Raw genomic sequence first — 16,954 nt, forward strand, 5'->3', positions numbered from 1 at the left:
GTGCTTCAATGCTTCAGAATCAGTTGTACAAGGTGGTGGCTTCGGAAGCAATACACCGCATGAAGGAAAAGCAATTGCTTTATCGAGGAACTATGGCCCTCCCTACGTCGGGGTTTATCTTTGCCTGGTTTTCTTTAACAAACCTTAAAACCTACAAAAGCATACAAAAACATGAGATAATAGAAACTATGATTGTGAGGATTCGGAAAGGGGAAATGTACATGTCGGTCCGATTTTTGGTCGGAAGATCCGGTAGTGGCAAAACGACAATCTGTTTAGACGAAATGAGGGAACAGTTACATACTAACCCAAGAGGGAAGCCACTCGTCATGCTCGTACCTGATCAAATGACCTTCCAAATGGAATATGAACTGGTAAAAACACCTGGACTTGGCGGAATGATACGTGCACAGGTGTTTAGTTTTTCCCGCCTCGCTTTGAAGGTTCTCCAGGAAGTGGGGGGATTGACACGTTATCACCTGAATTCCACAGGAATGAATATGTTATTGCGAAAAGTCGTTGAAAAGCAAAAGGATCAACTCATCTTGTTCCACAAGTCATCGGAACAAAGCGGTTTTTATGAACTGCTAGAAGAGATGATTACGGAGTTCAAACGCTATTGTTTAGGGGCAAGTGACATAGAAGAGTTGGAAAACACACTGATGGGCGAGCAAGATGATCGTAGCCTTTTAATAGATAAACTGCATGATTTACATATCATTTACAATCAACTGGAAGAATTACTTGCTGATAAATACGTAGATTCAGAGGATTATTTGCGTTTGCTGGAGGAACGGATGCCGGAGTCAGGGTTTTTCGAGGGCTGCGAGGTGTGGGTCGATGGATTTCACAGTTATACGCCGCAAGAGCTTGGTGCGCTGCGGACTTTGATGAAAAAAGCGGATCGCATGACGATCACGTTGACGATGGATGATACGAACGATAATCCACCATCGGATCTGGATCTGTTCCGAATGACGGTGACTACTTACCAAAAGCTGAAGGAAATTGCTGAAGAAGTGGGTATCGAAGTCGAAACAGTCCAAAAGCTCGAACAGAAACCACGCTATGAAGAATCGCCTTCGATCAGACATCTGGAAAATTATTATCATGAGCGGCCAGTCGTCCCTTTTTATGGTGATGAATGTTCTGTCCAGCTCAGCGGTGCGGTCAATAGAAGGGCAGAGATCGAAGGGATTGCAAGAGACATTCAAGAGCTCGTCCAGAAAAAAGGGTATCGGTATCGTGACATTGCAGTTCTTGTGAGGGATCCGTCTTCCTATTCGGATTTATTGAATACATTATTCGAAGATTACGAGATTCCGTATTTCCTTGATCAAAAGCGATCGATGCTGCATCATCCATTGATTGAATGTATCCGATCGAGTTTGGATATCATCCTTCAAAACTGGCGATATGACGCTGTATTTCGCTGTGTCAAGACAGATTTGCTCATGGATCAGGATAGTGCGACCCAGGATTTCCGTGAGCAGGTCGATTTGATGGAGAATTATGTGTTGGCACATGGAATCCATGGTAAAAAGAAGTGGACAAGCAATGAGAATTGGATTTATCGGAAGTTCCGTTCACTGGATTTCAACTTCGGAAGTCAAACTGATGAAGAACTGGCTAAGCAGCGCCTCATAAATGACGCGAGACAAAAGGTAGCGGATCCGTTATCGAGATTGGAACGGGATTTGAAAGCAGCTGAAAATGGAAAGGCACTATGTGAAGCGTTGTTCCTTTATCTTGAGTATCTGCAGGTACCTGCAAAACTTGAGGAATGGCGTTATCAGGCAGAAAAAGATGGAAACCTGAGCCTTGCGAGAGAGCATGATCAAGTGTGGAGTGCGGTCATCGATCTATTGGAACAAATGGTTGAAATCGTCGGGAATGAACCGTTGAGTCTCGAATTGTTCAGCAAGATGCTTGATACAGGTCTTGAGTCGATGCGTTTCGCACTCGTACCTCCGGCTATTGATCAGGTATTGATTGGAAGCCTGGATCGTTCCAGGTTTTACAAAGTGAAATGCAGTTTCATCATCGGTGTCAATGATGGTGTTTTGCCAGCAAAACCTACAGAGGATGGAATTCTATCTGAAGATGACCGTGAAGCGCTTGTAACAATCGGTGCAGAGATGGCTCCGACTGCACGCGAAAATCTGCTGGATGAGAATTTCCTCATCTATATGGCTTTGTCGAGTGCATCGGATCATCTATATATCTCCTACCCGTTAGCAGATGAAGAAGGGAAGTCCCTTGTTCCGTCGATTCTCATCAATCAGCTGAAAGAATTGCTTCCGAAGCAATCTGAACGTCTATTGATGCAGGAACCGAGTGAAAGCGATGAATCAAATGCCCGGTTCATCGTCCGCCCTGGAAGGACGCTATCATTCCTGACTGTACAATTGCGTCAGTGGCAGAAGGGCTATCCGATTGCAGAGGATTGGTGGCATGTATACAACTGGTTCGTCGAGAGTGAAGAGTGGGATGCAAAAGCGAGACGGACGATCCACAGTCTCTTTTACCAAAATAAAACGGAAAGCCTTAAGGGTGAAACGAGTAAGGAGTTGTATGGCGATCACCTGAAAGCGAGTGTCTCGAGGATGGAGAAGCATCAGTCCTGCCCATTCTCGCATTTTGCCAGCTATGGTCTGAAACTCGAGGAAAGACAGATGTTCAGACTTGAGGCGCCGGATATCGGACAGTTATTTCATGCTGCGTTGAAGGAGGTCTCTGATTATCTGCAACAGCGGGGTATTGATTGGAGAGAGCTCTCTGCAGCGGATTGTTACCGTATTGCTGGAGAGATGGTCGAAAAGCTTGCACCACGCTTGCAAAGCCAGATTCTATTAAGCTCGAACCGCTATCAATATATCAAGAGGAAATTGAAAAATGTCGTTGGAAGAGCTTCTTACGTACTCAGCCAACAAGCGAAGGCGAGCGGGTTTTCACCAGTGGGTCTTGAGCTCGGGTTTGGCAACTCAGATAAAATCCCGCCTTTGAAATACACGCTGCCGAATGGGACGACGATGGAAGTGATCGGTCGGATTGATCGGGTCGATGCAGCCACCAATCAAGATGGATTGTTCCTCCGTGTCATCGACTATAAATCAAGCCAAAGAGGATTGAATTTGTCTGAGGTATATTACGGAATCGCACTACAGATGCTTACCTACCTGGATGTGGTGATCACCCATTCGGATCGTTGGCTTGGTAAAACCGCTGACCCGGCAGGTGTGCTGTATTTCCATGTACACGATCCCGTCCACTCATCGAAAAAGCTTTTGACACTCGATGAAATCGAAAAAGAGCTTTTCAAGAAGTTCAAGATGAAAGGCTATGTGCTTGAGGATGAAGACGTCGTCCAGCTGATGGATGAAAGTATAGATGGACACTCTGAAATCATCCCTGTAGCGACAAAAAAAGATGGCAGTTTCCGTAAAGGATCATCACTCATGAACAGAGAGCAATTCAATGAGGTACGTTCATATGTCCGTTCGATGATCGGTTCAATCGGGACGGATATCACGAACGGAAATATCGATATCGCGCCATATGAAATGCAAAAACGGACACCTTGTACGTTCTGTTCGTTCCGATCGGTGTGTCAGTTCGATCACTCATTGGAAGAAAACAACTATCGACTATTGAAGAATATGAAAGACGATGACCTGTTTGATCGAATTAGAAAGAAGGGGGGGGATCAGAATGCGTGAAGTCATTCCAAAGCCTGAAGGGGCACAATGGACCGATGAACAATGGCATGCCATCACAGCGAGAGGGGAAGATATCCTGGTCGCAGCTGCAGCGGGCTCAGGAAAGACAGCTGTTCTCGTGGAACGGATCATCAGAAGGCTGACGGACCAGGACGGTGTCGATGTCGACCGGTTATTGATCGTGACATTCACCAATGCAGCAGCAGCTGAGATGAGGAAACGGATCGGAATCGCGCTCGAGAAAGCATTGAAGGAAAAGCCTGGTTCCCTTCACTTAAGACGACAGCTGACATTGCTGAACAGAGCTTCGATTTCCACCCTCCACTCTTTCTGTATCGAAGTTTTACGAAAGTATTATTATCAGTTGGATCTGGACCCGAATTTCAGGATTGCAGATGAGACAGAAGCAGAATTGATTCGTCAGGAAGTCCTGGAAGAACTTTTGGAAGAGGAATATGGGCGTGAAGATAATGAGCCGTTCTTCGAATTAGTCGACCGGTTCAGCAATGACCGTGGTGATGATGAAATCCAGAACATGATCATCCGCTTGTTTGATTTTTCCCGCAGTTATCCATGGCCGGAACAGTGGCTGGAACAAATGGGTGGAAAATATTCGAAAAGCGAACAGGTGGAAACAATCGAAGAGCTTTCGTGGACGAATGAATTGGTCCAGGATGTCCAGTTGCAGTTGCGCGGAATGCTTGAATTGTTGGAACAAGCGAAGCAATGGGCACTCCTTCCAGGCGGTCCAGGTCCCTATTACGATACGTTGGTCGAAGATGAGCAGATGGTCCGTCATCTAATTGAAGCCGGCGCTGTGTCATGGCAGAAGGTGTATGAGACGTTCCAGGAATACAAATTTTCACGTTTGAAGGCGTGTAAAGGGGACGAGTACGACGAAGCTCTGAAAGAACGGGTCAAATCGATAAGAGATCGTGTGAAAAAGCAAGTGGAAGGTCTTCAGGTAGAGTTGTTCAGCCGTTCTCCGGAATCGTTCATCAACCATATCCGGGAACTCGCTCCAGTAATGTGGACATTGATTAAGCTGGTAAAAAGCTTTTCAGTCCGTTTCAAGTCCGCAAAGAAAGAAAAAGGACTCGTGGACTTTTCCGACTTGGAACATTTTTGTCTTGAGGTCCTGACAGGGGAAGGGTCATCAGAAAAACAGTTGATTCCTTCCCAGGCAGCACAGGAATACCGCCAAAAATTCATTGAAGTCCTCGTCGATGAGTATCAGGATACGAACCTTGTCCAAGAGTCGATTGTCCAACTCGTCACGAAGGAGAAGGAAGATGGATCGAACCTCTTCATGGTCGGGGATGTGAAACAGAGTATCTATCGTTTCCGTCTCGCTGAACCGACTTTATTTTTAGATAAATATAAGCGTTTCTATGAATCGGACACTGGGGAAGGTGTGCGCATCGACTTGTCTAAAAATTTCCGGAGCCGCCGGGATGTAATCGATAGTACGAACTTCCTGTTCAAACAGATCATGAATGAAACTGTGGGTGAGATCGAGTACGATGAAGCTGCGAAACTGCGTCTAGGAGCGGACTATCCTGAGAATGAACAGGCGGCCACAGAATTGGTTCTGATCGATCGAAGCGATGAGGATGAGGCAGACGATGATATTGAAAATCTCGAATCGATACAGCTTGAGGCTCGCTGGATGGCCAACCGGATCAAACAATTGATCGGTCATAATGAAGAACAGCAGCCTTATCAGGTGTATGACGGGAAGTTGAAACAATACCGCCCGATCGAATACCGGGATATCGTAATTCTTTTGCGCTCGACTTCTACCACAGCCCCTATTCTTCAGGAGGAGTTCAAAAAGCAAGGTATTCCTGCTTATGCGGACTTATCAACAGGCTATTTCGAAGCGGTCGAAGTGTCGGTCATGCTGTCGTTACTTCAGGTCATCGATAACCCCTATCAGGACATCCCGCTTGCTTCAGTACTTCGTTCTCCGATCATCGCATTGACGGGTGAGGAACTGGCGGGAATACGGATTGCTGATAAAAAAGGCTCGTATTATGAAGCGGTCATGGCTTTTATGAAACAAGCGGAGTCATCGCCTGTTTTGGAGAAAGTGGAATTTTTCTATAAAAAACTGCAAGAATGGCGGACGAAAGCACGTCAAGGGGATCTGTCCGATCTTATCTGGCAGATCTACCGCGAAACGGGTTACTACGATTATGTAGGTGGAATGCCGGGAGGACAGCAGCGCCAGGCAAACCTGCGGGCTTTATATGATCGAGCAAGACAATATGAAAATACATCATTCCGTGGATTATTCCGTTTTCTAAGATTCATAGAACGGATGAGAGATCAAGGAAAGGATCTAGGAACAGCAAGGGCCCTGGGCGAACAGGAAGATGTTGTCCGGATCATGACGATCCACAAGAGTAAAGGGTTGGAATTTCCGATCGTATTCCTTGCGAACCTGAACAAACGGTTTAATGAAATGGATTTGAAAGGTGGATTCCTCCTTCATAAAGAAATCGGATTCGGAGCAAAATTCATGAATCCGATGCACAGGATCAGTTATCCGACATTGCCTCAACTTGCTATCCAAAAACGCCTCCGGATGGAGATGGTGGCCGAAGAGATGAGGATCCTTTATGTTGCATTGACACGTGCCCAGGAGAAACTGATTCTGCTCGGGGCAGTTCGGGATCTTGATAAACAAGTGACGCAGTGGGAACACCTCGTCTCTCGAAAAGGGTGGTTATTGCCTGACTTCGAGAGGGCATCAGCGAAATCATATCTGGATTGGATCGGTCCTGCTGTCATCCGCCATCCGAGCATGGAGTTATTACGAAACAAGGTAGGAAACGGTACTGTGATTGATGAAGACCTCACCCAGTCCGAGCACCGATGGACGCTATCCCTCTTACCATCCCGGGATATCGTCGTGACGGATGAAGGGAAAGAAGAGGATAAAAGTGCACGTCTTGAACAGATCAAATCATGGGAGCCGGTTAATGCGGTCGGGGTGAGCGATGTGACAGAATCCTTGTCCTGGCGATATCCGTATCAACTCTCGGAAAGACATATGTCCAAGCAGTCTGTCACGGAATTGAAACGAAACCTGGAAACGCGAGACGAATACGGCGATACATCGTTTGTCCGGCAATTCCATAATTCACTCGGAGAACGTCCTAATTTCATGCAGGAAAAATCATTGGACGCCGCAGAGCGTGGAACGGCGATGCACCTTGTCATGCAGCATTTGACAAAGCCTGAAAACATATCGAAGGAAACGATTGTTGAGACTGTCGCGAAGCTTGTCAATGACGAACTGCTGACCGAAGAGCAAGCAGATGCGATTGATGTTGGTTCCATCGAGCTCTTTTTCAAATCTGAACTCGGTGAACAGATACAAAATTGTACATCTGTCCATCGTGAAGTTCCGTTCAGTCTTGCGTTACCTGCTGGAGAGGCCTATTCTGATTGGTCCGGCCCCCTTGATGAACACGTCCTCGTCCAGGGAGTGATGGATTGTGTGATCGAAGAGGACGATGGCTTCATTTTGCTTGACTATAAGACAGATGCTATCAAAAATCGATTCGAGAATTTCGAGAAGGCACGTCCAGTTCTAGAGCGACGATATCAAGTCCAACTTGAACTGTACGCAAATGCGATTGAACAGATCTGGAAAAAACCGTGCAAACAGAAAAATCTATACTTTTTTGATGGTGGACATCTACTCCGTCTGCCATGACAAGGGGGAAACAATGAGATTACTTCATACTGCCGATTGGCATCTCGGAAGGACGCTTGAAGGAAGAAACCGACTTCCGGAGCAGGAACAATTTTTAGAAGAATTGTGTGACATCGTCAAGGACCAAAAAGCGGATGTCGTGTTGATGGCTGGTGATGTATTTGACACGGTCAATCCCCCTGCGGCAGCTGAACAATTATTTTATGAATCGATGGCGAAGTTGACGAAGGATCAACAATGTAAGGTGATCATCATCGCAGGGAACCATGATAATCCTGATCGATTGAGTGCCTCCGGTCCACTCGCCGCAATGCATGGAATCACCATCATAGGGTATCCGACGATCCAACCACTCTGTTTTGGAATCGAGTCAACTGGAGAAAGATTGAAACTAGCCGGACTTCCATACCCATCAGAGTCCCGATTGAAAGAGGTTCTGTCTGATTCCTTTGATGAGGAAACATTGAGGAATGCCTATGATATCCGTATTGAAAAATTGTTCGATGAACTGTGCGGGAATTTTGATACAAACAGTGTGAATATTGCGATGAGCCACATTTATGTTGCTGGAGGGCGTGAAAGTGAGTCGGAGAGACCGATTCAAGTAGGAGGGGCTTATACAGTATCGGCGAATGCCCTTCCTTCAAACGTTCAATATACGGCACTCGGACATCTGCATCGTCCCCAAACGATCCATCGGTCCAACAGTCTGGCAAGGTATTCAGGTTCACCGCTTTGCTATAGTTTTTCTGAAGCAGGGCAAACGAAATCAGTCACCATCCTTGATATCGAACCAGGCTCTGAGCCAAAAATGGAGGAAATCTTGCTATCCTGCGGTAAACCATTGGTACGATGGAAAGCAGATGAAGGCTTGATCCAGGTCCATCGCTGGCTTGATGAAAAGAAGGACCCTAATGCGTGGATCGACCTGGAAGTTCATGTGAAGGATACATTGAGCATGGAACAGATCCACCATCTTCGGACTGCCCATAGTGGATTCATCCATATCCGGCCAGTATTTGAAGAGATGGAAGAGTTGAGTAAGAATACAAGGACCTCTGATCTTCCGATTGATGAGTTGTTCACACGCTTTTATGAACGACAGACGAACGGTGGAACGCCTGATGAACAGACAGTGAAATTGTTCATGGAACTGATCCACGAAAACGAAGGGGGCGTATAAGAATGAGACCTATACACCTCTCTGTAACAGGTTTACATAGTTTCCGCGAAAAGCAAGATGTCGATTTCCAAACCCTCTGTGAAGGAGGCGTGTTCGGGATTTTCGGACCGACTGGAAGCGGAAAGTCTTCCTTGTTAGATGCAGTCACATTAGCCCTTTATGGGAAAATCGAACGTGCAGCGAATACGATCCAGGGGATCATGAACCATGCAGAAGATCAACTGCATGTCAGCTTCACATTCGAATTAGGGAAAGAACATTCGGCAAAACGTTACCGGGTTGAACGCACCTATAAAAAAGGAAAGAATGAATCGATCCGGACGAGTACTTGCCGTCTGATCGAAGTTATCAACGAGGAAACGACGGTCCTTGCTGATAAAGAAAGGGATGTGACGTCTCAGGTGGAATGCATCTTAGGGTTGACCCTCACAGATTTCACACGTGCGGTCGTCTTGCCTCAAGGGAAATTTGCCGAGTTCCTCTCGCTTAAAGGTGCAGAAAGACGGCAGATGCTGCAACGTCTCTTTCATTTGGAGAAATACGGTGATCATCTGAATCAACGTCTCAAACGGAAAACTGAAGATACCACCATGGTTTTAAAAGAGATTGCAGCTGAACAGCAGGGATTAGGAGATGCCTCGAAGGAAGGAATCATCGAACTTCAGAACAAACTTGAAGATGCACTCCAGATAGTAAAACGTCGAAACCTCGAATTGGATAAGAAGGAAGTGCAATTCGAGCATTACCGCCAAATCTGGGGTTGGCAGGAAGAGCTTGATGAAGTAAAACGGAAACTCGCTGCTCTGGATGAAAAAGCGCCTGAAATCAAGGTGCTTGAAGAGAAACTGAAGCTATCGAGAGAAGCAGATTCCTTGTTTCCGGTCGTTGAAGAGCTTGAATCGATCCTTAATGAAAAGCAATCGTGGACATCGAAGAAGGCTGGACTCGAACAAGAAACCGGACAATCGAAGAAACTCGTAGAGGAAATACAACATCAGTTCCGTTCGATCCAGAAGGAACGATCTGATCATGAACCTATTTTGTATGAACGGCTTCAACAATTGAAATATGCAAAAGAACTCGAAGGCGACTATGAACGGGAAGCACAATCCCTCTCGCGTGAAATGACTGAATTTGCTGAAGCAAAACAAGAACTGGATAAAGTAGCAACAGAACTTGATAAGCTCAAAGCTACAAAACAAAAAGCAATCGATCGACAAGCGGAAATCAAGTCAAGCATCGAAAAGAAAACGGTTCCGATTGATGAACGAAATCGATTACGGGATGCACTCGCATTGAAACACGAAATCGACCACTTAGACGGAACGAAAGCTGAATTGAAAAATGAACAAAAGAAGATAACGGAGATTGAACAGAAACTGAAAGTTGAAATAGAAAGACTTGAAAAGCAGAGGAAGAATGTAAAACGGAACATCAGTTATCTGCTGCAGCATACCGAGTCGATGTTCAATCGTGTTTGTGAACATGAGCGGGTCATCGAACGTGCCAAACATTCAATCGAACAATCCTTGAAGGATGCGATCGAAAGGCAGAAGGATGAGGAAGTCCATACATTAGCTGTTCAGATTGCTCAAGAGTTGAGAACTGGAGAAGCTTGTCCTGTGTGTGGAGCAAAGGAACACCCTGCTCCAGCTGGAGAAACAGGGGACAGCGAAGATCATCGAGAAGCAGTTGCTGAATTGGAAACGTTCTTCAAAACATTGAAAGATGAAGAAGTAGCTGTCCATTATTGTAAAAAAGATCTGGAACATCTCTTTGAAGCGGTACAAGATTATGTGCAAAAAGGTGAGTTCAGTGATAATGAAATCGCAGCAACCACTTTCGATCCAATCGAGAACGGTCTCCAAACGATGGAAGACTTGAAGAATTATTTGCGATTACTTCAAACAGAAACAAAAGGATTTAAGCAAGATGTGATTGAACTTAAAGAAAAACGTGTAGTATACACGGCTTCATATGCAGATTACGATAAAAAGTTGGTGGAGAACACCGTAACCTTGAATACGTGCAAGCGTGATGCTTCCAAGGTCGAAGAGAAGTTGAAAGAAGTTTATCGAAAAGCTGAAGAGCATGGAAAGCGCTGGAACGATGCATTCAACACCTATGAAATGGATCAACTCCAACAATTGCAAAAAGAAATGGATCAGAAAGAACAAGAAGTTGAGGATTTGAACCGGCGATATGACAGAAGTATATCTTATTTGGTCGAGGTAGATGGGACAATCACACAAAACACTGAAGACTATCAGTCACTTAAACAGAATGTAACTGAGCTCACTTCCAGCGTGTCGAGTAAGGAAAAACGGTGTAAAGAGCTCAAGGAAAAACTTGAAGATATTTGTGGCAATGAAAAAGCAGAGAAGCTTCATAAGGATGTCCAGGCTCAGTTGGACGAATTGAAACAAAAGGAACAACAAGTCCAGGAGCAGACTGAACTTGAAAGTAAGAAACTTCAAAAGTTGGAACAGGACCTTGAAGTTGCAAAATCGACCTTACAAAACATTGAAGAACGATTGACGAAAGCCCGAGAAAAATGGGAGCAAAAAGTGAAGGAAATGCCATTTAAAACGACTGAAGAAGTTAAAGATGCGCTTATCCCGGCTCAAAAACAGAACATTTGGGAAGGTGAGATCAAGCAATACCACAAACAAAAGCAGAATCATCAGCATGATCAAAAACGACTGCTTGCCCATTTGAATAACAAAGAAGTCAGTATCAATGAATGGGAACAAGTCCAAGAAGAGCTGAAGCATGCCAAACTGGAGAAAGAAGCGGCGCTTTCTGAAAAAGCAAAACTCGAATCAGCTTTAACTGATATGAAAGCAAGAGCAGAAAAATTCGCAAGTTTAGAAGAAAAGCGTCTGAAAAAAGAAGAGCTTTCTGAGAGGCTCGGAAAATTACAAGCAGTCTTCCGTGGGAACAGCTTTGTCGAATTCATAGCTGAAGAACAATTGAGCCAAGTGGCACGGGATGCGTCACAACGACTCGGTGAATTGACAAGACAGCGTTATGCTTTGGAAGTGGATTCCACAGGTGGATTCGTCATACGTGATGATGCCAACGGAGGCGTCCGTAGACCTGTCACCTCATTGTCAGGAGGAGAAACCTTCTTGACTTCCCTGGCGCTTGCATTGTCTTTATCAGCCCAAATCCAGTTGCAAGGTGAATATCCATTGGAATTCTTCTTCCTTGATGAAGGATTCGGGACGCTTGATCAATCACTGCTGGATACTGTGATTTCTGCTTTGGAACGCCTTCAAATGCAGCAAGTATCAGTCGGAGTGATCTCCCACGTACCTGCGCTCCGTGCTCGGCTGCCAAGAAAATTGATCGTTACCCCGGCGACACCATCAGGAAAAGGAAGCAGTGTAGCAATCGAGACTTTATGAGTTTGTCAGGATTGGCCGAAAACGGTCAATCCTTTTTTTACATTGAAGGAAGTCTTTATACTTTCTTCAATGTAAGGGCAACTAAGCTCAGCCTGCGCTAAGGCTTGCCTTTGCAAATATTCTTTATGGTTTTGTTGAAATCCAGTAGTTCGTAACGGACACCAGAGCCCCTATTTGTGAAAAAGAACATAGTTTGGTAATGATTATGAAGTGGCCTCTTATGTCCGCTAATTTGAAAACATGATGTTTAAAAGGAGGTCTCTCATGTCCGTTAAGATGTTCATCACATTACCTGAGCTCTTTCAGTGATAAGGGGAACATGCGTGAGATAGTTTTTGTGTAACCAAAACGACTATATTTTTATACTGGTTTAATGAAAAATACGCTATATTCAGTACGATTTTTGGAGAGGATGGTTTTATATCACAAAAACAGAGGAGCCTTTTCTAATGGAAATATTCATGGATTCAGTCAAAGTGATCGGCCGTATCATCACTATCCTCCCCTTCATGTTGTTCATCACTCTTTATATGGGAAAAAGATCGATTGGAGAACTCCCGGTGTTCGATTTCCTTGTTATTTTAGTTTTAGGAGCTGTCGTCGGAGCCGATATTGCTGATCCGAACATCAATCATATTCATACGATTGTCGCGATGATCATGATCGCTCTTCTCCAAAAATTAATCGTCTATCTGAAAATGAAGAACCGTAAGCTTGGAAAGATAATGACCTTTGAACCCGCTGTTGTGATTTATAACGGGCAATTTCTCTATGAAAAAATGAAAAAGGAAAAATATGCAATTGATAATATCCTTCAGATGCTGCGTGATAAGAATGTCTATAACATAGAAGACGTGGAAATTGCGATCATAGAAGCGAACGGTGATTTATCTGTAAAAATGATTCCTTCTAAAGAGGGTGTTACGAGAGAAGATTTGAAGATTGAAGGAGAAACCGCGAACTTTGAAATACCGATCATTTTGGATGGGGAAATCCAGTTGGATCTATTGAGGTGGTTGAATAAGAATGAACTATGGTTAGAAGAGATGCTTGCAAAAAGGGATATTACTGATGTGAAGACTGTCTTCTATGGAGCATATAACCGGAAGGGGGAGTTATTTCTTTCACTAAAGAACGGAACCAATCCGGATATTCCTCCTATTGCTCATTGACAACAAGTTCCTGTCGTAAGACTTTAATCCTGTAACTGAATTTTCTGATGTAAAAACAAGGATATTGCAAAAAAATATCGAAGTTTAGCAGAACCAGATGCCAATGTATTCTAGTCAACAAGAAATGAAAAATAATTTTTGGCAAAATTCATTGGAAAAATATGATATCATTTGAGAAATCTGATAGGATAGATTATGTCATCATGTTCGATACAAGAGGGGGAATATCGGTTGGAGCATCAGGTACAGGTTTGGAAAGGGTTGTTCAGTCCGCAAGAAACATTACATACATTAAGAGAATCCACATCCATCAAAGGTTATAGATTCAGAGTTTTGATCCTATTATTGTGCAGTTCGATCGTATTCGGTTTTCTTTTATACATAAGTGCACCTGAATGGTTGAAGATGCCAGAAGCAACCGCCATGCAATTGACGGCTGAACAAAAACAGGCAGCTTCGATTTTCATCGGCATCGGTGGAGTGATCAGTGGTTTAGCCTTACCATTCCTACTGATTGGAGCATCTGCATTATTATTCTGGGGATTCTTCCGGGATATCGGTTTTAAAAAGTTATTTGTTTTACATACGTATTTGTACGTCATCATTTTGATAGGAATAGCCGCGAACATTCCTTATATGCTAGCTTTCGGTTCCACTGAAATGTTGTCGCCATTCGGAGTCGGCCCGTGGGTCAATGCGATTACTGATAATGTATTTCTTACAAGCTTTTTCGGATGGATTACGATCTTCTTCATCTGGCATATCTATGCATCAATCAAACTGTTGATGGAAGCTTCGTTGAAATCGAAATGGTATGTATGGACTGTTTCGTTAGGATTACATCTACTATTCATCGTGATCGTCGCTGTCATCAATACCATGTACCATATGCAATTGAACGGATAGAATTGGGGGGCATCATGTTGAACCGGCACATGAAAAGAGCATTGATAGGACTACCGATCCTATTATTCATCATATTGAATACGTACCTGTTCCTTTTGAATGAATCATTGTTTGCCAGTGAAAAGCCATATGACCTGACGAAGATTGAACAACGTGATTTAAGGGAAACCATTGAAGCTGCGGGAATGTTCATACCGAAGGAAATACAGGAATTTTACTATGAACCTCACCGCGGGAATATTGAAGAAGTACTCGTTGAAGAGGGGGAAGAAATCTCTTCAGGAACAGAAATTTTAAAGTATCAAACAACAGATATTGAAAACCAAATAACAGCATTGGAAAATGAAATCGATGAGCTCGAGACAGAAAAGGATCATTATGAAGATCGTGAAACCATTTTACAGGAACAAATTCGTTCTGAGTCCAATAAAGAGGAAGAAGAGAAGAATGAGTCGACCATCTTCATGCTTGAACAACAGGAAGCGGATGCTGCTTATCAAGCTGATCGTGTTGATAGTCTCATCTCCAGCAAGGAAAGTGAAATCAGCCTATTGGAATCTCGATTAGACGAAAAAGTAGTCAAAAGCAATGTTGCAGGTACTGTCAAAAAGGTGAATAGGAATGCAGCATCGAGTGACCAACCCTTGGTCGTCATTTCAAGCGAAGATAATGTCCTTGTGAGAGCTTATCTTTCCGAAGACGAGGTTGTGCTATTAAGAGAAGGGGATGAAGTAGCAGTAAGCTCTCCCCGTGGTGAAGACAGAAAAGGGCAGATAGTGAAAATCGGCACACCTGATGAGGAAAATGAAGATCTGAAGTTCCCGGTGGATATCGAGGTTGAAACAGAAGCGGAAAACCGAGCTCCAGTAGGAAGCACGGTGAACATTACGTTTAAACCAGTCGCTGTTGAAGATGCAATAGCTGTTAAACATGAATGGGTCGTCCATGATGATGGTGAAGACCTTGTCCTGGTTGTGAAGAATGATCATATTGACAAAAGGAAAATCAGTGTCGGTTTCGAAAATGAAACCTATAAAGAAGTGACTAAAGGATTGAAGGCTGGAGAAACGATCGTTATGAAGCCGAATGTACTGTTAGTTGATGACATGGAGATTGAAACGAAAGATACCGGAAAAAAGAAGAAAGACAACAATGGTGAACCATCTACTGATGACCAAAATGGAGAAGAGCCTGCAGGAGGAGAGAATCCAGCTACAGACTCAAACGACCCGGAAATTGGACCAGATTCGAGTGAAGGTGATTCAGATAGTGTAGAACTTGATACAGAAAATGATGGGACCGAATAAATTTTAAAACCGGAATACTCACAAGAAAAGCATGTGGTTTCGTTAAAACCACATGCTTTTCTATACTTTCAGTAAGTTGGATTAGTAGTATGTTGATAGTTTATGATTTCAAGGGTTTCGTAGTGTTGTGAGCGGTCGTCCCAGCGTGACAAAATCCCTCGAGTCTTCGCTGGTACATATGAGATGGAAAGATCTTCACGGACGAACTGTCATTCAAAAGTCAAAAGTCATCCTGGTTTTTGCAGATTGGGAATCAGTCAAAAAGGTGACGTATACAAAACGAGTTGATGTTTCAAATTAGAAAAGCCATAACAAAAAGAAAAGGTGGCGTACATGAGATGAATCAAATAACTTTAAATAGATATGAAACAAAATATGATGCTGTTCTAAAGAACTTTTTCTTACCTGATGAACAAGCGCAATTTACCGGAATGCCATTAGAAATGCTCGTCAAGGCAAAAGACGATCCTGCAAGAAATCCAATCGTTATTTTAAAAGGAGCTCATCCTGTCGGCTTTTTTTTGCTTTGTACTGGTGAATTGGTTAAGGAATATACTTTAAATCAAAACGCATTACTTTTGATTGCCTTCTCGATCGATCTTCCCCAACAAGGTCGAGGTTATGCAAAAGAAGGTTTGAAAAAGTTAAGCAATTTCATTGCTGAAGATTTCCCAGATAAAAATGAAGTCGTGCTAGCTGTCAATTGCAAGAACATTCCAGCGCAAAAACTCTACGAATCGGTAGGGTTCTTGGATACAGGAAAACGGAAAATGGGGAAGATTGGAAAGCAAATGATTTTATCACTATCATTGTAATTTCCATACATGCAAAATTCAATGAAAAAACCGCCCTTAAGGACGGTTTCATACCATTTGAAGCGGCAGAATGTATAAGAGGATGGCGAAAAAGTGGGCGGCTGACCCTGCCAGGACGAACAGGTGCCAGACTGCATGGTGATAAGGGAACCCTCGCCAGACATAAAACACTGTACCGACTGTGTATAACACTCCTCCGATGATGAAAAGCTGCATTCCTGTACTTGGCATCGTCGTCATCAACGGCTTCCATGCAATCAATGCGAGCCATCCCATCACGATGTAAATGATGGTCGAGATGAACAGGAACCGTTTTACGAAGAAGGCTTTGAAAAACACACCGATGATTGCGATTCCCCATACCACCCCGAACAATGTCCAGCCGAGTGCCCCTTTGACGACGATGAAAAGGAAAGGGGTATAGGTTCCCGCAATGAAAATATAGATGGCAGCATGGTCGAAAATCTCGAAAAGATCCTTCGCTCTTCCTTCAGGGAAACTGTGAACCAGAGTTGAAGCGGTATACAATAGGAGCATTGAAGCCCCGTAGATGGAAAAGCTAACCACATGCCAGACTGATCCGTCCATTGCTGACATGACGACGAGAAATACGAGTCCGACGACGCTGAACAAGGCTCCGATTCCGTGTGTGATTGCATTGGCTATTTCTTCTTTCCGTGTATAGATATGGGTATTCGCCATTATAGTCCTCCTA

9 protein-coding genes are annotated in these 16,954 nt (G+C 43.9%); 8 read left to right on the forward strand and 1 reads right to left on the reverse strand.

From position 1 onward, the window contains the following. Positions 1-221: 221 nt before the first annotated feature. The 8 genes from addB (at position 222) to N8M93_RS12925 (ending at position 16,239) form a co-directional block, all read left to right on the forward strand. On the forward strand, positions 222-3,719 hold the full coding sequence (gene addB, locus N8M93_RS12890; RefSeq protein WP_261132443.1) for a helicase-exonuclease AddAB subunit AddB: 3,498 nt from the start codon (positions 222-224) through the stop codon (positions 3,717-3,719). Beyond that, complete coding sequence (gene addA, locus N8M93_RS12895; protein ID WP_261132444.1) at positions 3,712-7,446, forward strand: helicase-exonuclease AddAB subunit AddA; 3,735 nt, start codon at positions 3,712-3,714, stop codon at positions 7,444-7,446. Before addB ends, addA begins: the two co-directional genes overlap by 8 nt. A 13-nt stretch (positions 7,447-7,459) precedes the next feature. Beyond that, on the forward strand, positions 7,460-8,629 hold the full coding sequence (locus N8M93_RS12900; RefSeq protein ID WP_261132445.1) for an exonuclease SbcCD subunit D: 1,170 nt from the start codon (positions 7,460-7,462) through the stop codon (positions 8,627-8,629). A gap of 2 nt (positions 8,630-8,631) precedes the next feature. Then, complete coding sequence (locus N8M93_RS12905; protein ID WP_261132446.1) at positions 8,632-12,039, forward strand: SMC family ATPase; 3,408 nt, start codon at positions 8,632-8,634, stop codon at positions 12,037-12,039. Between the two features lie 449 nt (positions 12,040-12,488). Then, entirely contained in the window at positions 12,489-13,211 is a 723-nt protein-coding gene (locus N8M93_RS12910) for a DUF421 domain-containing protein (protein WP_261132448.1), read from the forward strand. Between the two features lie 231 nt (positions 13,212-13,442). Next, positions 13,443-14,117 (forward strand): hypothetical protein, encoded by a 675-nt coding sequence (locus N8M93_RS12915; protein ID WP_261132449.1) that lies wholly within the window; start codon positions 13,443-13,445, stop codon positions 14,115-14,117. Positions 14,118-14,131: 14 nt separating this feature from the next. Then, on the forward strand, positions 14,132-15,424 hold the full coding sequence (locus N8M93_RS12920) for an efflux RND transporter periplasmic adaptor subunit (protein WP_261132451.1): 1,293 nt from the start codon (positions 14,132-14,134) through the stop codon (positions 15,422-15,424). A 338-nt stretch (positions 15,425-15,762) separates the two neighbouring features. Further along, positions 15,763-16,239, forward strand: coding sequence for a GNAT family N-acetyltransferase (locus N8M93_RS12925; protein ID WP_261132453.1), 477 nt, complete (start codon positions 15,763-15,765; stop codon positions 16,237-16,239). Positions 16,240-16,287: 48 nt separating this feature from the next. On the opposite strand, the gene N8M93_RS12930 is transcribed toward N8M93_RS12925, so the two are convergent. Then, the gene (locus tag N8M93_RS12930; protein ID WP_261132454.1) at positions 16,288-16,941 is read right to left on the reverse strand and encodes a hemolysin III family protein; all 654 of its coding nucleotides are present in this window, start codon (positions 16,939-16,941) and stop codon (positions 16,288-16,290) included. Positions 16,942-16,954 lie beyond the last annotated feature (13 nt).

Origin of the sequence: Bacillus sp. Marseille-Q3570 (assembly GCF_946151055.1) — a bacterium.
Taxonomy (GTDB): domain Bacteria; phylum Bacillota; class Bacilli; order Bacillales; family Fictibacillaceae; genus Pseudalkalibacillus.